15 protein-coding genes are annotated in these 17,562 nt (G+C 39.0%); all 15 read left to right on the forward strand.

All coding sequences use genetic code 11. The features are described 5' to 3' along the window. Positions 1-63: 63 nt before the first annotated feature. The 15 genes from NY607_RS20740 (at position 64) to rlmD (ending at position 17,380) form a co-directional block, all read left to right on the forward strand. The gene (locus NY607_RS20740) at positions 64-1,119 is read left to right on the forward strand and encodes a DUF3048 domain-containing protein (RefSeq protein ID WP_131522001.1); all 1,056 of its coding nucleotides are present in this window, start codon (positions 64-66) and stop codon (positions 1,117-1,119) included. 15 nt (positions 1,120-1,134) lie between these two features. Further along, on the forward strand, positions 1,135-1,455 hold the full coding sequence (locus NY607_RS20745; RefSeq protein WP_004225717.1) for a YerC/YecD family TrpR-related protein: 321 nt from the start codon (positions 1,135-1,137) through the stop codon (positions 1,453-1,455). A 111-nt stretch (positions 1,456-1,566) separates the two neighbouring features. Next, positions 1,567-2,256 carry a heptaprenylglyceryl phosphate synthase gene (pcrB, locus tag NY607_RS20750; protein WP_131522000.1) on the forward strand — a complete coding sequence of 230 codons (690 nt, stop codon included), beginning with the start codon at positions 1,567-1,569 and terminating at the stop codon, positions 2,254-2,256. Positions 2,257-2,288: 32 nt separating this feature from the next. Then, positions 2,289-4,541, forward strand: coding sequence for a DNA helicase PcrA (gene pcrA, locus NY607_RS20755; protein WP_131521999.1), 2,253 nt, complete (start codon positions 2,289-2,291; stop codon positions 4,539-4,541). Between the two features lie 14 nt (positions 4,542-4,555). Next, positions 4,556-6,562, forward strand: coding sequence for an NAD-dependent DNA ligase LigA (gene ligA, locus NY607_RS20760; RefSeq protein WP_131521998.1), 2,007 nt, complete (start codon positions 4,556-4,558; stop codon positions 6,560-6,562). A gap of 118 nt (positions 6,563-6,680) precedes the next feature. Continuing rightward, positions 6,681-7,820 (forward strand): CamS family sex pheromone protein, encoded by a 1,140-nt coding sequence (locus NY607_RS20765; protein WP_131521997.1) that lies wholly within the window; start codon positions 6,681-6,683, stop codon positions 7,818-7,820. A gap of 233 nt (positions 7,821-8,053) precedes the next feature. Then, positions 8,054-8,341 carry an Asp-tRNA(Asn)/Glu-tRNA(Gln) amidotransferase subunit GatC gene (gatC, locus tag NY607_RS20770; protein WP_004225708.1) on the forward strand — a complete coding sequence of 96 codons (288 nt, stop codon included), beginning with the start codon at positions 8,054-8,056 and terminating at the stop codon, positions 8,339-8,341. A 24-nt stretch (positions 8,342-8,365) separates the two neighbouring features. Beyond that, a complete protein-coding gene (gatA, locus tag NY607_RS20775; protein WP_131521996.1) occupies positions 8,366-9,829 on the forward strand; it encodes an Asp-tRNA(Asn)/Glu-tRNA(Gln) amidotransferase subunit GatA in 1,464 nt (487 codons plus the stop codon). 1 nt (position 9,830) lies between these two features. Next, entirely contained in the window at positions 9,831-11,258 is a 1,428-nt protein-coding gene (gatB, locus tag NY607_RS20780) for an Asp-tRNA(Asn)/Glu-tRNA(Gln) amidotransferase subunit GatB (protein WP_048394874.1), read from the forward strand. A 157-nt stretch (positions 11,259-11,415) separates the two neighbouring features. Next, positions 11,416-11,979: a thioredoxin family protein gene (locus NY607_RS20785; protein ID WP_131521995.1), complete on the forward strand. Its 564-nt coding sequence runs from the start codon at positions 11,416-11,418 to the stop codon at positions 11,977-11,979. 72 nt (positions 11,980-12,051) lie between these two features. Next, entirely contained in the window at positions 12,052-12,966 is a 915-nt protein-coding gene (locus NY607_RS20790; RefSeq protein WP_004225701.1) for a diacylglycerol kinase, read from the forward strand. 432 nt (positions 12,967-13,398) lie between these two features. Further along, positions 13,399-14,745 carry a cytochrome ubiquinol oxidase subunit I gene (locus tag NY607_RS20795; RefSeq protein WP_131521994.1) on the forward strand — a complete coding sequence of 449 codons (1,347 nt, stop codon included), beginning with the start codon at positions 13,399-13,401 and terminating at the stop codon, positions 14,743-14,745. Beyond that, positions 14,742-15,767 carry a cytochrome d ubiquinol oxidase subunit II gene (locus NY607_RS20800; protein ID WP_004225693.1) on the forward strand — a complete coding sequence of 342 codons (1,026 nt, stop codon included), beginning with the start codon at positions 14,742-14,744 and terminating at the stop codon, positions 15,765-15,767. Before NY607_RS20795 ends, NY607_RS20800 begins: the two co-directional genes overlap by 4 nt. 13 nt (positions 15,768-15,780) lie before the next feature. After that, positions 15,781-15,903 (forward strand): cytochrome bd oxidase small subunit CydS family protein, encoded by a 123-nt coding sequence (gene cydS, locus NY607_RS20805; RefSeq protein WP_004225690.1) that lies wholly within the window; start codon positions 15,781-15,783, stop codon positions 15,901-15,903. A 109-nt stretch (positions 15,904-16,012) separates the two neighbouring features. Continuing rightward, positions 16,013-17,380, forward strand: a complete 1,368-nt coding sequence (gene rlmD, locus NY607_RS20810; RefSeq protein WP_237898748.1) for a 23S rRNA (uracil(1939)-C(5))-methyltransferase RlmD — start codon at positions 16,013-16,015, stop codon at positions 17,378-17,380. The last annotated feature ends 182 nt before the right edge of the window (positions 17,381-17,562 follow it).

Below are 17,562 nucleotides of genomic sequence, written 5' to 3' on the forward strand. Positions count from 1 at the left end.
AAAGTGTTTCAGTTGTTTAAACAATTACAAATATGTGTAATTGTTCAAAGGAGAGATATGCTTGTGTTCAAATCGAGAAAATTATGGATTGCTTTTGCATTTAGTGCTTTGGTGATCGGGGGATGTTCAAAGGATACACCAAAAGTCAAAGAGAATGATGAACCAATTGTAGAGGAAGAAGCAGTAGTGGAGGAGCCTGTGCAACAACCAGCTTTTGTTGCACCACTTACTGGGGAGGCTGTACAAGAAGAAATTACACAGCGACCAATTATCGTAACCATTAATAATCATCCAGCGGCACGTCCACAATCAGGCTTAGCTGCGGCGGATATCATTTATGAAATGCTTGCAGAAGGTAATGTGACACGCTTTTTAGCAGTATACCAAAGTGAACTGCCTGAAAATATTGGGCCAGTTCGTAGTGCACGCTCTTATTTTATCGATATGGCCAAGGGATTTGATGCCTTTTATGTAGCACATGGCTATAGTCCAGAGGCGAAAACAATGCTTGATCATCGTATCGTCGACAATATCAACGGTATGGCTTATGATGGTATTCTGTTTAAACGTTCTAACGACCGCGTTGCCCCACATAATTCCTATATTACATCAGAAAACATTCTAAAGGGTGCTGAAATGGTAGGCGCTTCAATGAATTACAGTGAAAAAGTACTTCAGGCTTTTTATGAACCTGATGAACGTGGTAAAATAGGTATTGAAACAAGTCAAGTGGATATTTACTACGGAAATAATGAAGATTTCCATAACGCGTATGTGTATGAACATCAAACTAATCACTATGAACGACAATCGGCTAGCGTGGACACAAAAGATATGTTAACAGACGAAACAGTGTCATTGGCAAATGTTCTATTTTTCGAAATGGATCACCAAACAATTGATGATATTGGTCGCCAAGCAATTGATTTAACGTCTGGTGGAAATGCGTATGTATTTCAAAATGGCTATTTGAGGGAAGTCAAATGGGCTAATGTTAATGGAATACCAATGGCTGTAGAGCAAACAGGGGATCCTGTAAAGCTTGTACCAGGAAAGTCGTGGGTTCATTTCGTACCATCTTCGCCAGGGTTACAAGCAATGGTGAAAACGCAGCCTTAAAGGGAGGAAAATTGCATGCAAATCGAAAAAATTCGGGGGCATCAAACAGATCAATTATTTAAAGCAGTGTTAGAGTTGAAGGACATCGAGGAATGCTATAAGTTTTTTGATGATTTATGTACGATTAGTGAAATTCAATCGTTGGCACAACGCTTTGAGGTTGCACATTTATTACGATTAAAGAAAACCTACGAATCCATTAAAAAGGAAACAGGGGCAAGTACTGCAACTATTTCGCGCGTGCGTCGCTGCTTCGATTACGGGAATGATACATATGATGAAATGTTAGGTCGTTTGTATCCTGATGAAAAACCATTCCAAGCACCAAAAGAATAGTCAGAAAAAAGGCTGAGTAGAAGTTCTACTCGGTCTTTTTCATTTTTTTGTCGTGAATCATAAGCTATACTTGTAAACGAATAGATAGAAAATGATAGGTGGTAAACATAGATGGATTATTTAGAATGGAGACATGTGTTCAAGCTAGATCCAGCGAAGGACATTTCCGATGAAGCACTAGAAAAAATTTGCGAGTCTGGGACAGATGTTATTTTAGTTGGGGGAACAGATAATGTAACGTTGGATGGGGTATTAGATTTACTTGTTCGAGTACGTCGTTTTGAGGTGCCAATAGCCCTTGAAATTTCTACGATTGATGCGGTAACACCAGGTTACGACTATTATTTTATCCCAACGGTATTAAATAGTGATGATCCAAAGTGGATTAAAAATTTACATCACGAGGCTATTAAGGAATACGGCGATATTATGGTATGGGATGAATTAGTAGCGGAAGGATATTGTATTTTAAATCCTGATTGTAAAGTAGCCCACGTAACGGGGGCGAAAACAGATTTAACGATGGATGATGTGGTAGCTTATGCACGCATGGCAGAGAATTTCTTTAAACTGCCTGTTTTTTATTTAGAGTACAGTGGAATGTATGGGGATTTAGGGATAGTCAGTGCTGTGAAAAACGAACTGAAGCATACCAAGCTCTTTTATGGTGGTGGCATAACATCTGCAAAGCAAGCAGAGGAAATGGCACAGTTTGCAGATACGGTAGTAGTTGGAAATATTATTTACGAAGATTTAAAAGCTGCACTTGCGACTGTTAAGGCTGTTAAAAATACGTTATAATTTTAGAACAAATGTTTGTAAGGCGGTGCGAAATGGAACAGTTAACAAAAAATTTACTAGCAGGCATGAATCCTGAACAGGAAAGAGCAGTTAAAACAACTGAAGGACCATTACTCATTATGGCAGGTGCTGGGTCAGGAAAAACACGAGTTTTAACACATCGTATTGCTTACCTAGTGATTGAAAAGGAAGTATATCCTTCTAAAATTTTAGCGATTACATTTACAAATAAAGCAGCACGAGAAATGCGTGAACGTATTGATGGCATTCTTGGTAATGGTACGGGCGATAGTATGTGGGTATCTACTTTCCACTCTATGTGTGTAAGAATTTTACGTCGTAATATCGATCAACTAGGCATTTCCCGTAACTTCTCTATTTTAGATTCTACGGATCAGCTTTCAGTCATCAAAAATGTGATGAAGGAAGAAAATATTGACCCAAAACGTTTTGAGCCACGAGCAGTTTTAAATGCTATTAGTGCAGCAAAAAACGAGTGTATAGCAGCGGATGATTATGCAGGCCAAATGAACGATAAGAATCCTTATGAACAAACAGTTGCACGTGTCTATAAAGGCTATGAGAAAAGATTACGCCGCAACCAATCCCTTGATTTTGATGATTTGATTATGACGACGATTACGTTGTTTAAACGTGTACCAGAAGTGCTTGAATATTATCAAAATAAATTTCAATATATTCATGTCGATGAATATCAAGATACCAATAAATCTCAGTATTTACTTGTACAGTTACTAGCAAAGAAATTTAAAAATATTTGTGTTGTAGGTGATTCCGATCAGTCTATCTATCGTTGGCGTGGTGCAGATATTGGGAATATTCTATCCTTCGAAAAGGATTATCCAACTGCAAAGGTGATTATGCTAGAGCAAAATTATCGTTCAACTAAACGCATCCTACAGGCAGCTAATGACGTCATTCAAAATAATACAACACGTTACCCAAAAGAATTACGCACAGAAAATTCAGAAGGTGAAAAGATTGCGCTATATAAAGCTTATAACGAGCAAGAGGAAGCACAATTTGTTGTACAAACAATTCAACAGCTAATTGAAAAAGAAAATCGTTCATTTGATGACTTTGCTATTTTATATCGTACAAACGCTCAATCTCGCGTAATGGAGGAAGTACTTGTTAAGTCCAATATGGCCTATCAAATAGTAGGCGGAACAAAGTTCTATGATCGTAAAGAGATAAAGGACTTACTAGCATATTTACGACTTATTGCCAATAATGATGATGATTTATCACTAGCACGTATTATTAATGAGCCAAAGCGCAGTATAGGTGCAACTTCCTTTGAAAAAATGGCACGTTATGCAATAGATCAGGATCGTTCGATTTTTGACGCGATGAATGATCTTGTTTTCATGGGACTATCAGGGAAAGCAGCAAATTCGGCTGAGCAATTTTATGCCATGATTAAAGGCTTTACACAAATGCAGGAATATCTATCTGTCACTGAAATTGTGGAGCAAGTTATTGACAAATCGGGTTATCGAGCAATGTTACAAAACGAAAAAACAATTGAAGCAGAAAGCCGTTTAGAAAATATTGAAGAGTTTTTATCTGTCACAAAGGCTTTTGAAGAGCGCAGTGATGATAAAAGCTTAATTGCCTTTTTAACCGATTTAGCCCTTATAGCTGATATTGATGCACTCGACAAAGAGGATGCATCCAAGGGCAATATTATTTTAATGACGATGCATGCAGCTAAAGGCTTAGAGTTCCCAGTTGTCTTTATTATCGGTATGGAGGAAAACATCTTCCCACATTCCCGCTCACTTGACGATCAAGATGAAATGGAAGAGGAACGCCGCCTTATGTACGTAGGTGTGACCCGTGCTGAGGAACGTCTATATTTAACATGTGCCCAAAGCCGTACGATTTTTGGTCGTTCAAGCTTTAATAATGCCTCCCGATTTTTAGGTGAAATTTCTCAAGATATTACAGAGTCAATTTCTAAGGCAGGGACAACATCAACAGTACCATTTGCTACTAACAATCGTTCAACAGGTGGTCATCAAAAGCGTACACTTGGTGCTATTCAGCAAACACAACCTGCCACAGCACGTTTACAAGCAACGGGTGGAGATCAATTTGGATGGAAGGCTGGAGATAAGGCGATTCATAAAAAATGGGGAACAGGTATGGTTGTTAGTGTAAAAGGTGAAGGTGATAGTACAGAGCTCGATATCGCATTCCCACAACCAATTGGTATTAAACGATTACTTGCTCAATTTGCACCGATTGAAAAAGCGTAAGCGGAGGAACGTAAATGAACGAAATAGAACAGCGTATAGCGGAGTTAAATAAATTATTGCATGAATATGGTTATGCCTATTATGTTTTAGATAAACCTGTCGTAGCAGATAGTGTCTATGACCAGCTATTACAGGAACTGATTGCATTAGAAGAAGCGAACCCATCCCTTATTTACCCGGATTCTCCTACGCAGCGTGTTGGTGGAGCAGTGGTAGAGGGCTTTAAAAAAGTAACGCATGATTACCCGATGCTTAGTCTTTCAAATGCTTTTCATGAAGCGGATTTGCGAGAATTCGATCGTAAAGTGCGTCAGGCTATCGGAGATCAATTTTCTTATGTATGTGAGCTGAAAATAGATGGTTTGGCTATTTCATTAAAATATGAAAATGGCATGTTTGTACAAGGGGCTACAAGAGGAGATGGTGTGGTAGGAGAAGATATTACCGCCAATTTAAAGACCATCCGTGCGATTCCCCTTCGTTTAAAGGAACCCATTACGATTGAAGTACGTGGTGAGGCGTATATGCCGAAAAAATCCTTTGAAAACTTAAATGCCCAACGTGCTGACAATGGTGAGGAGTTGTTTGCTAATCCACGTAATGCGGCTGCTGGCTCATTACGTCAGTTAGACCCTAAAATTGCGGCCAGTCGCCAACTATCAACGTTTATCTATGCCATTGGCGGAGACGGTGAAGTATACGGTATCGACGGTCATGCTGAAATGCTTGATTATTTAGAAGGCTTAGGCTTCCCTTCCAATAAAGAACGCCAACGATGCTCTACTATTGAAGAGGTAATGGCCTTTATAGAACATTGGACAGAAAACCGTCCAAAATTGGCTTACGAGATTGACGGAATTGTTATTAAAGTTGACCGTTATGCTCAGCAAGATGAACTAGGTTATACAGCAAAGAGTCCACGCTGGGCGATTGCCTATAAATTTCCTGCAGAGGAAGTTGTTACTACGTTACTTGATATTGATTTAACAGTAGGTCGTACAGGTGTTGTTACTCCTACAGCGATTTTAACCCCCGTACAAGTAGCGGGGACGACGGTTCAGCGTGCTTCTTTACACAATGAGGATTTAATTCGAGATAAGGATATTCGTCTTGGAGATACAGTTATTATTCGAAAAGCTGGAGACATTATCCCTCAAGTTGTAGGTGTACTAATAGAACAACGTCCTGAGGATTCAGTCCCTTTTGTCATGCCAAAAAATTGCCCTGTTTGTGATAGTGAATTGATTCGTATTGAAGGCGAAGTTGCCCTGCGCTGTGTAAATCCTGCCTGCTTTGCTCAAATTGCAGAAAGCATAAAATATTTTGTTTCTCGGAACGCGATGAATATTGACGGTCTTGGGGATAAAGTAGTGGAGCAATTATTGCGTGCAGATTTAATACATGATGTTTCTGACTTGTATCATTTAACGGTGGAGCAACTTGTGGAATTGGAGCGTATGGGCGAAAAATCAGCAACTAATTTAGTAAATGCTATTCAAGAATCGAAGGAAAATTCGATGGAGCGTTTATTAATTGGACTAGGAATTCGTCATGTTGGTGAAAAAGCAGCCAAAATCGTATCAGAGGAATTTGGTTCAATGGAAGCGGTGATGGCTGCAACAGAGGAGCAGCTTGTGGCAATTTATGAAATTGGAGATAAAATGGCTTCATCGTTAGTGGAGTATTTCTCAAATGAAGATGCACGAGCAGTTATTGAGCGTCTTGCTGCTGCAGGCGTTAATATGACATACAAAGGTAAAAAAGTAGAAGTGGCGATTGGTGATAGTCCTTTTGCAGGTAAAACAATTGTCTTAACTGGTAAACTTGAGCAATTGACACGCAACGAAGCAAAAGCGAAAATAGAAGAGTTAGGTGGTACAGTCACGGGTAGTGTCAGCAAAAAAACAGATCTAGTGATCGCAGGTACGGATGCAGGCTCTAAACTAACAAAGGCTGAGCAATTGGGTATCGAAGTTTGGACTGAAGATAACTTAATTGAACAACTTAACCTCATCGAATAAGTGCATGATATCTTCCCTTTTATGAATAGGAAGCGATGTCGAGTGCACAACCGTTACATCAAGGCGTCGAGTAGTTTCGTCGACCTAAAATTGACTATTAGTAAAGGAGCACTAAATAATGAAGTCTTTTCGACTCATTCCAGCAATCGTAGCTGCTGCAATGCTAGTCGGCTGTGTGCCTTCTGACAAGAAGGAGACAGAGCTTACACAGGAAACGCAACAGAAAGAAAAAGCTGAAACAACAATTATCCCAAGCATACAAATTGATGAATCTTATTATAAGACGCTTATCCCTTATAAAGAGAGTGCAAGTAGAGGTCTAGTGGTATCTAATATTTATACGAAATATGATATGAAGGAAGTTGAATCAGGTTTAATGCGTTTATCTCAAAATGAGTTCGACACAGATAACTACTACTTCCAAGAAGGTCAATATTTAGCTGAAAGTACAGTAAGCTCTTGGCTTGCTCGTAGTTCACAAACAGAGGATGGATTAAATCCACCGACAACAGACACAATGACACCAGAGGAGCGAGCAACAAAGGCTCCAGTTTATTTATCTCATATTGTAGAGCAAAACTACTTAACAAAAACGAATGATAATAAAGTGAAACTAGGTGGGATTTCAATTGGTCTTGCCTTAAATTCTATCTATTATTATCAAAAAGAACAGTATGGCGAATATTACGAGAAACCAATTTCAGAGTCTACTCTTATTGAGCAAGGCAAAAAAATGGCTGCTGAAATCGTTTCCCGTTTACGTTCACGTGAAGAGTTAAAGGATGTACCGATTGTGGTCGGTTTGTTTAAGCAGCAAGCCCGTAATCAAATTATTCCAGGGACATACTTTAGCTATGGTGTAGCAAAAGCTGGACAGAACAGCATTGCTGATTGGGAAGGTATAGATGAAAATTACGTCTTGTTCCCAACAGATGATTCACAAGATGTATACCGAGATATCAACAATAACTTCAAGAACTTCAAACAAGATGTTGATAAATATTTTTCTAACTATACAAGTGTGATCGGTACTGGTTTCTATCGTAATAAACAAATTCAAAATCTTTCGATTGAAATTCCAATCCAATTTTTCGGTAAAGCAGAGATAATAGGATTTACGCAATATTTAACAGGGATTTTAATCAATCAATTTGATAATATTCATGTGGAAGTGAGTGTTACTTCAGTGAATGGTCCTGAGGCACTAATCATTAAAAAGGCCAATGACAAGGACCCTTACGTGCATGTCTATGATTAATATAGTCAGCCTTTGTGCTGACTATATTTTTTATGGTAATGGATTGAAATAGAGGAACACAACAGGATGATAGCGACAACACTTTGTTATAGTAGTGAAAGTTTCTATATTTTTAGTGAAAGTTGTGATTTTTAAAATGAAAAATGTTATGATTATTGGCATGGTTAACTTTATTCAACCCTATTGTTATCAATAAAAACAATGAATTGAACAAGTATTCGGAGGTGTGAAAAATGGCTAAATTAACAAAAGAAGAAGTAAAGCACGTGGCAAATTTAGCACGTCTTGCAATTACAGAAGAAGAAGCAGAGAAATTTGCTGAACAGCTTGGTAAAATTACAGACTTTGCGGAGCAGTTAAATGAACTGGATACAACAAATGTTGAACCAACAACGCACGTTTTACCATTAGTGAATGTAATGCGTGAAGATGTAGCAGTAAAAGGTTTAGACCGCGAAGTAATGATGTTAAACGTAAAAGAACAAGAAGATGGTCAAGTAAAAGTACCAGCTATCATGTAATACTAAAACATAGGAGGATTCCTCATGACGCTATTTGAACGTTCAGCTAAGGAGTTACAAGCAGAAATTAAAGCGGGTAACTTATCAATCGCTGACTTAACGAAAGAAGCATACGAGCGTATTGCAAAGCTTGATGGCGATGTACAAGCATTCCTTGCTTCAAACGAAGAAAAAGCAACTGCTCAAGCTGCTGAAATGGATAAAGTACCATTTGAAAAGCGTGGACCATTATTCGGTCTACCGATCGGTGTGAAAGACAACATCGTAACAGAAGGCTTAGAAACAACATGTGCCTCTAAAATTCTAGAAGGCTTTATGCCAATCTATGATGCAACTGTTGTCAACAAGCTACGTGAAGCTGGCATGATTACAGTTGGTAAATTAAACATGGATGAATTTGCAATGGGTTCTTCAAACGAAAACTCATACTATAAAACAACAAAAAATCCATGGAATTTAAACCACGTACCAGGAGGCTCTTCAGGTGCATCTGCAGCAGCTGTAGCAGCTGGTGAAGTACCATTCTCTCTTGGATCAGATACAGGTGGTTCAATCCGTCAACCTGCAGCTTACTGTGGTGTTGTAGGGATGAAACCTACATATGGTCGTGTATCTCGTTTTGGTCTCGTTGCATTCGCATCTTCTCTAGATCAAATTGGACCAATTACACGCAATGTTGAAGATAATGCGCTATTACTAGAAGCTATCGCTGGATTAGATCCAAATGATTCGACTTCCGCGAATGTTGAGGTGCCAAATTACGCTGCAGCTCTTACTGGTGATGTTAAGGGCTTACGTATCGCTGTGCCAAAAGAATTCCTTGGTGAAGGCGTTGGTGAAGCAGCTCGTCAATCAGTGCTTGCGGCATTAGAGGTATTAAAAGGCTTAGGCGCTACTGTAGAAGAGGTATCACTTCCTCACTCGAAATATGCACTAGCTGCGTACTATATCCTTTCTTCATCTGAAGCGTCTTCTAACTTATCTCGTTTCGATGGTATCCGCTATGGTTTCCGTGCAGAAAACGTAACAAATTTAATGGACCTTTATAAAGAAACGCGTGCACAAGGCTTTGGTGATGAAGTAAAACGACGTATCATGCTAGGTACTTACTCACTAAGTGCAGGTACGTATGATGCGTACTACAAAAAGGCACAACAAGCACGTACACTGATCAAAGCAGACTACGATAAAGTATTTGAAGACTTTGATGTTATCATTGGTCCAACAGCTCCAACACCAGCATTCAAGATTGGTGAAAATGTTGATGATCCAATGACAATGTATGCAAACGATATTTTAACAATCCCGATGAACTTAGCAGGTGTACCAGCGATTTCAATTCCTTGTGGCTTTGAAAACGATCTACCATTAGGTTTACAAATAATTGGTAAATATTTCGATGAAGCGACTATTTACCGTGTGGCTCATGCTTTTGAACAAGCAACTGAGTTCCATAAAGAAGTTCCTCAAATGTGGGAGGGAAAATAACATGAACTTTGAAACAGTCATTGGTTTAGAAGTACACGTTGAGTTGAAGACTAACTCAAAAATCTTCTCACCAGCACCAGCTCACTTTGGTGCTGAACCAAATACAAATACAACAGTAATCGATTTAGGCTATCCTGGGGTCCTACCAGTCCTGAACAAAAATGTAGTAGATTTCGCTATGCGTGCAGCGCTTGCACTCAATATGGAAATCGAACAAGAAACAAAGTTTGACCGTAAAAACTACTTCTATCCAGATAATCCGAAAGCTTATCAAATTTCACAATTCGATAAACCAATCGGTAAAAATGGTTGGATTGATATTGAAGTAGACGGCTATACAAAACGTATCGGTATCACGCGTCTTCATATGGAAGAAGACGCTGGTAAGCTTTCACATGCTGGTGACCATTCACTAGTTGACTTTAACCGTCAAGGAACACCGCTTGTTGAAATCGTTTCTGAGCCAGATATTCGTACACCAAACGAAGCGTATGCATATCTCGAAAAATTAAAATCGATTATTCAATATACTGACGTATCTGATTGTAAGATGGAAGAAGGCTCATTACGTTGTGATGCCAATATTTCTATTCGTCCTTATGGTCAAGAAGAATTTGGTACAAAAACAGAGCTTAAAAACCTGAACTCCTTCAACTATGTTCGTCGTGGTTTAGAGCATGAAGAATTACGTCAAGCAGATGTATTATTATCTGGTGGCGTGATTGAGCAAGAAACACGTCGTTTTGATGAAAAAACAGGTAAAACAATTTTAATGCGTGTTAAAGAGGGAACAGATGATTACCGTTACTTCCCAGAGCCAGACTTAGTTCGTCTTTCAATTGATGATGCGTGGTTAGAGCGTGTGAAATCTGAAATTCCAGAGCTTCCAGATGCTCGTAAAAAACGCTATGTTGAAGAACTAGGCTTAACACCTTATGATGCTGGAGTTCTTGTTATCTCTAAAGAAATCTCAGACTTCTTTGAGGCAATGGTAGCAAATGGGGCAGATGCTAAGCTTTCTGCTAACTGGTTAATGGGTGATGTTTCTGCTTATTTAAACGCAGAGCAAAAAGATCTAAAAGATACTGCATTAACACCAGAAAACCTTGCTGAAATGGTAAAATTAATCACGGACGGTACAATTTCTTCTAAGATCGGTAAAAAAGTATTTGCTGAATTGGTAGAAAACGGTGGCTCTGCACAGGATATTGTGAAAGCAAAAGGCTTAGTGCAAATTTCCGATGAAGGTGCATTACTAGCAATCGTAACAGAAGTTTTAGATAACAATGCTCAATCTATCGAGGACTTCAAAAATGGTAAAGACCGTGCGATTGGCTTCTTAGTTGGTCAAATTATGAAGGCAACAAAAGGTCAAGCTAACCCACCAATGGTTAATAAATTATTACAACAAGAAATTGCCAAACGATAATACTCGTTGTAACATAATAGCCGAGAGAGCTTCATTGCTCCCTCGGCTATTACTATTCAAAAATGTAACAAATTTGCATTTTGTGAAACTTAATAGTTGTTTAAAAAGCGTATCCATAGCAAAATATAGAATAGACAGTAATAAGGGGGACGAGCCAATGAAAACAGAACAACAGTATTTTAATGAAGCTATATCAATACAGCAATATATGGAGAACATGACGACGTTAAAAGAAGAAAGCTTTCGTATTTATGATGGCTTTGAAGTACCAACAAACGATGGTTTTATTGCGTTATTAAAAGAAAAACAACCTAAAATTTTAACGATTACAGAGGATTGGTGCGGAGACGCAATGTTAAATAATCCAATTATTCGCCGTATTGCTGAAGCGGCAGGATTAGATATGCGTACCGTTTTCCGTGATGCTGATACAGAGCTAATTGATCGTTATTTAACAAACGGTGGTCGTGCAATTCCAATTTATCTATTATTAGATGATGCTGGAGAAGTGATTGGAAAATGGGGACCACGTGCACCTGAATTACAAGAGTTCGTCGTAACGAAACGAGCAAGCTTACCAGATAAAGAAGATCCAACCTTTGAAGAGGCTCAAAAGGCTCTGTATGCAGAAATTCGTGAGGAAAATATCTCCAATCAAACATATTGGATATATGTTTATGAGGACTTTAAGAAGCAAGTAACAGAAGCATTACAAAAATAACAAGAGCATTGCAACATTTCAACGTATAAATCGTTGAATGAAGTAGAATCTTATGAAGCAGGAAGGTATGTTATGAAACGAGCAAGAATCATTTATAATCCTACATCTGGACGCGAAGTGTTTAAGAAACATCTACCAGAGGTGTTGGAAAAACTAGAGGTAGCAGGCTATGAGACATCCTGTCACGCAACAACATGTGAAGGCGATGCAACGCTTGCAGCAAAAAATGCGGTAGAACGCGGTTTTGATATCATCATCGCAGTTGGTGGAGATGGCACATTAAATGAAGTTGTTTCAGGTGTAAGTCCATTTGAAAACCGTCCGAAAGTTGGTCTAATTCCAATGGGCACTACAAATGATTTTGCCCGTGCCGTGCATATCCCTCGAAATATTGAAGAGGCAGTAGACATTATTATTCAAGGCGACACATTGCCAGTGGATGTTGGTCTCTTAAATGGCGAACGCTATTTCATCAATATTGCTGCTGGCGGACGTATTACAGAGCTTACTTACGAAGTACCAAGCAAAATGAAAACAATGCTTGGTCAGCTAGCCTATTATGTAAAGGCAGTTGAGATGATTCCATCCATCAAAGCCTCACATATGCGCATTGAATATGATGGCGAAGTATTTGATGGCGACGCTATGATGTTCCTATGTGGGTTAACGAATTCAGTAGGCGGCTTTGAAAAACTAGCTCCTGATGCAAGCATTAATGATGGTTACTTTACTTTAATAGTGCTAAAGAAGGTAAGTCTTCCTGAATTTATTCAGCTAGCTGCCATGGCACTAAGAGGCGAACATTTAAATGATGATCGTGTCATCTACAAGAAAGCTAGTGTTGTCAAAGTGACTACAGAAAATGAGGTCCACCTTAACCTCGATGGCGAATATGGCGGAGACGCTCCTGCTACATTTGAAAACCTAAAGCGTCACATCGAAATCTTTGTTCCACTCGCAGATATTCGAGAGGAAGACCGTATTTAATGAACCCGAAAAGCTCATCCGATTTTATTGAGGATGAGCTTTATTTTGTATTTTTTGGTTGATTGCTTGAAGCGCTCTCAAAGGAGGTGAGGCCGCTCCAAATTAAAATTCCATCATTAGAATAAAACTGGCTAAATCCCATAAACTAAGCTTTAGAAGTAAGAATGTGAATGAAATTAGAAAAATGTTTGGCAAATGTGCGTATATTACTTGAACAAAATTTGAAACCTTAATAATAGACTGAAGTTTCGGTCCGTTATTAAGGTTTTTTTCGTTGGAATAGTGGAAAATGGGGGTATGGATAAGGGAAAGGAAGTGTTGCCTTTGTATAAGTCACAAGAAAAGAAGCTTATATGGCTAAGCTTTGGTGTTGCAATCATTATGCTACTTTCTATTCTTGGAAGAATATTTGGAAGTTAAGGGGGCAATGAGATGATTAATGAATCAGCGGTCTATTGGAGCCGAGCATTAACGGAGTTAACATTATCGTTCCATATTATTTATGCAACAATTGGTGTGGGTGTCCCGTTAATGATTATGATTGCTCAATGGACTGGGTATAAAAAGAATGATGAACATTATATCTTAATGGCAAGACGTTGGGCCCGTGGTTTTGTCATTACTGTAGCAGTCGGTGTGGTAACTGGAACCGCAATCGGCTTACAACTATCATTATTGTGGCCTAATTTTATGCAACTCGCTGGTCAAACAATTGCGTTACCACTTTTTATGGAAACGTTTGCATTTTTCTTTGAGGCGATATTCTTGGGCATCTATTTATATACTTGGGATCGCTTTGATAGTCAGAAAAAGCATATGCTTCTGTTAATCCCTGTTGCTGTCGGAGCATCCATGTCAGCAGTCTTTATCACAATCGTTAATGCTTTTATGAACGCACCAAGAGGATTTGATATCGTAGACGGAGAACTTGTTAATATTCAACCTTTTCTTGCAATGTTTAACCCCGCCATGCCAACGAAGGTTGCACATGTACTTGTGACAGCGTACATGACATCGGCTTTTGTGCTAGCAGCTATTGCAGGATTTAGAATGTTAAAAGGCTCGAAGCATGTATACCATAAAAAATCACTACTTTTACTAATGAAAATTGGCTTGATTTTCTCCATAGCAGCCGCTGTGATTGGAGATTTTTCAGGAAAATACTTAGCCGAATATCAACCCGAAAAACTAGCAGCAGCAGAATGGCATTTTGAAACAGAAGGTAAGGCGTCTCTTGTATTATTTGGTGTCTTAGATGGAGAAGAAGTTAAATATGCTATTAAAATTCCGTATGCTTTAAGCATTCTTGCACATTTTAATCCTAATGCAGAGGTAATCGGCTTAGATCAATTTGAGGAAGAGGATCTACCGCCACTCTATATTCACTATCTCTTTGATATCATGGTTTCCATTGGTATGTTTATGCTGCTAGTTTCATTACTTTATGTTGTAGGGAAAGCACGGGGCTGGCAGTTTATTCATTCAAGATGGTATAGATGGATTATCGTAGCGGGTGGACCACTATCAATTATCGCCATTGAAGCAGGTTGGTGGCTTGCCGAAGTTGGACGTCAACCATGGATACTTTATGGACTAATGCGTACACCTGAGGGAGCTACGACGAGCGACCATGTCGATTTAATGCTGCTTTTATTCGCAGGCGTCTATGCAGTATTAGCAGTGGGAAGTATTGTCGTATTGGTAAGAATGTTTAAAAAGAACCCAATCGAACGCGAGATTGAAGATCGCCACTCTGAAAAAGGCGGTGACATCCTATGACGTTAGAGATTTTAGGTATTTCAGTATTATGGATATTCCTATTTGGCTATGTCATTGTCGCATCAATCGATTTTGGTGCTGGCTTCTTTAATGCATACAGTCTACTTATTGGAAAAAATCATATTTTAACAAATATTATTAAACGTTATTTATCGCCTGTTTGGGAAGTTACCAATGTCTTTTTAGTATTCTTCTTTGTAGGAATCGTAGGATTTTTCCCGCAAACCGCTTTTTATTACGGAACGATTTTACTTGTGCCCGTTAGTATTTCGCTTGTACTATTGGCAATTCGAGGCTCCTATTATGCCTTTGAATCGTATGGAACACGAGGCCATATCGGATATACACTGACATATGGTGTAGCAGGTTTATTAATTCCCGCTTCTTTATCCGTTGTCTTTGCCATTGCTGGTGGAGGCTATGTTGATGTAATTGATGGGCAGCCTGTGCTGAACTACTGGACTTTATATACAAGTCCATTTGCTTGGAGCATAGTGGTACTCAGTATCGCTGCTGTATTGTATATTTCAGCCGTATTTTTAACATGGTACGCGCATAAAGCAAATGATAGCGAAGCAACGAAACTGATGAGAAAATATGCTCTTGTGTGGGCAGCACCGCTAATGATTAGTGCGCTTGGCATTATGTATGAAATGAAATCCATCAACCCAGAGAGCTACAGTCATATGGTAAATTTATGGTGGATGTTTGCGATTTCAGCTGTCTTATTTATTGTCACAGTCGTACTCATTGCCATGCGTAAAAAGTACGGACTTGCAGTTGGGCTCCTGATTGCTCAATTTGCCGTAGCCTTCTTTGCTTATGGAATAGCTCAATATCCATACCTACTGTATCCGTATTTAACCATTTACGATAGCTTTACAAGCACACAAATGGCGATTGCTTTAGTTATCGCATTTATTTTAGGACTGTGTCTTCTTCTTCCTTCACTTTATTTATTGATGAAACTATTCTTATTCAATAAAAAATATGTGACAGGAAAAGAAGACAATCACGCATAGGAGGAAAGCACATATGCAAAGTTTTTTAATTTTTTATGCACCTTTTATTGTCGTCATACTTGGGATCTTGTGTGCATTTTGGTGGGCACCAAGGGATTATCATATTACAAAAGAGCAGGAAAAGAGTCGCGAATAGCGACTCTTTTTTCAAGTTAATTAGCAGAGACACGCAACAGCCAAGTCTTGTTCTTTTTTCATTCGCCAACACATGCTACAATAAGGAGATTGAAATGGAGGATGTACGAATGTCAGCACCCGTAAAAAAAAATGAACGACTTTCAGTTTATATAGAAGATCTAACGCATGATGGCAATGGTGTCGCAAAGGTTGAAGGTTATCCACTATTCATACAAGGCGCACTGCCAAACGAAACGGCCGAAATCCATGTGTTAAAAACATTAAAAAACTATGGCTTTGCAAAGGTAATAGATATTATCAAGCCATCTCCAGACCGTGTTGAAGCTCCATGTGATTACTTCAAGCAGTGTGGCGGCTGTCAATTACAGCATTTATCCTATGAGGGGCAGCTAAAATGGAAAGAAAATATGGTGCGCAATGTGATGCAGCGGATTGGTAAAATTCATGCACCTGTTCACCCAGTAAAAGGTATGAAAGAACCTTGGCACTACCGTAATAAAGCACAAATTCCTTTCTCTGAAAATGAAGCAGGACAAGCGATTGCAGGCTTTTATAAAACAAAAACGCATAGCATTGTGGATATGGATCGCTGTTTAATTCAAACAGGAGAAGCAGATGCAATTCTTGCAGGCTTGAAAAAGGAATTAGCAACGTTAGGTGTTCGCTCTTACAATGAGCATACACATGAAGGCATGTTGCGTCATGTCGTTATCCGTAAAGCACGAGCAACAGGCGAAGTCATGGTTGTCCTTGTAACGAAAAAGAAAAAGTTCCCACAAAAAGAGGCAGCTATTGCAGTCATCCAAAAGCTAGTGCCAAACGTTACATCGATTATGCAAAATGTGAATAGTGAGAAAACCAATGTTATTTTTGGTGATGACACAATCAACCTTTGGGGTAAAGACGTTATTATTGATACAATTGGTGACGTACGTTTTGAAATCTCTGCTCGCTCCTTCTATCAAGTCAATCCAGAGCAAACAGAGGTCCTCTACAAGCAAGCACTAGATTATGCTGACTTGCAGGGAGATGAACGTGTCATTGATGCGTATTGTGGAATTGGTACGATCTCTTTATTCCTTGCTCAAAAAGCAAAGGCTGTCATGGGCGTGGAAATTGTCCCACAAGCGATAGAAGATGCCAAACGCAACGCACTGCTTAATGGCTTTACAAATACTTATTTTGAAGCAGGGCCAGCAGAGGAAGTTATCCCAAGATGGTATAAAGAAGGCAAGGAAGCAGACGTACTAGTCGTCGATCCACCGCGCAAAGGCTGCGATGAAGCACTGCTAACTACGATTCTAGAGCAACGACCAAAACGAGTGGTCTACGTATCCTGTAACCCAGCCACACTAGCACGCGATCTTCGCATTTTAGAGGATGGCGGCTATCAAACGCAGGAAATCCAGCCAGTGGATATGTTCCCGCATTCGACGCATTGTGAAGCCGTGGCATGGCTTAAGTTAAATGTGTAACACATTACTAAACTCATCTATACAATATAAAAATTACCGTTTTAGGACGGAATTTAGTTAAAATCAATAAAAACTCGGATTCGATCAAATACGAATCCGAGTTTTTTTCGATGTAATTTCATCCATCTGAAACCTTCACTAATTGAGTCAATTCACATTGACAAAAACCATTCAAAACATCT

Source organism: Lysinibacillus sp. A4 (assembly GCF_024919535.1).
Lineage (GTDB): Bacteria > Bacillota > Bacilli > Bacillales_A > Planococcaceae > Lysinibacillus > Lysinibacillus capsici.

Coding starts and splice junctions, on each gene's coding strand:
- NY607_RS20745 (WP_004225717.1), top strand. CDS start 1,135: ATGCAAATCGAAAAAATTCGGGGGCATCAAACAGATCAATTATTTAAA.
- pcrB (WP_131522000.1), top strand. CDS start 1,567: ATGGATTATTTAGAATGGAGACATGTGTTCAAGCTAGATCCAGCGAAG.
- pcrA (WP_131521999.1), top strand. CDS start 2,289: ATGGAACAGTTAACAAAAAATTTACTAGCAGGCATGAATCCTGAACAG.
- ligA (WP_131521998.1), top strand. CDS start 4,556: ATGAACGAAATAGAACAGCGTATAGCGGAGTTAAATAAATTATTGCAT.
- NY607_RS20765 (WP_131521997.1), top strand. CDS start 6,681: ATGAAGTCTTTTCGACTCATTCCAGCAATCGTAGCTGCTGCAATGCTA.
- gatC (WP_004225708.1), top strand. CDS start 8,054: ATGGCTAAATTAACAAAAGAAGAAGTAAAGCACGTGGCAAATTTAGCA.
- gatA (WP_131521996.1), top strand. CDS start 8,366: ATGACGCTATTTGAACGTTCAGCTAAGGAGTTACAAGCAGAAATTAAA.
- gatB (WP_048394874.1), top strand. CDS start 9,831: ATGAACTTTGAAACAGTCATTGGTTTAGAAGTACACGTTGAGTTGAAG.
- NY607_RS20785 (WP_131521995.1), top strand. CDS start 11,416: ATGAAAACAGAACAACAGTATTTTAATGAAGCTATATCAATACAGCAA.
- NY607_RS20790 (WP_004225701.1), top strand. CDS start 12,052: ATGAAACGAGCAAGAATCATTTATAATCCTACATCTGGACGCGAAGTG.
- NY607_RS20795 (WP_131521994.1), top strand. CDS start 13,399: ATGATTAATGAATCAGCGGTCTATTGGAGCCGAGCATTAACGGAGTTA.
- NY607_RS20800 (WP_004225693.1), top strand. CDS start 14,742: ATGACGTTAGAGATTTTAGGTATTTCAGTATTATGGATATTCCTATTT.
- cydS (WP_004225690.1), top strand. CDS start 15,781: ATGCAAAGTTTTTTAATTTTTTATGCACCTTTTATTGTCGTCATACTT.
- rlmD (WP_237898748.1), top strand. CDS start 16,013: ATGTCAGCACCCGTAAAAAAAAATGAACGACTTTCAGTTTATATAGAA.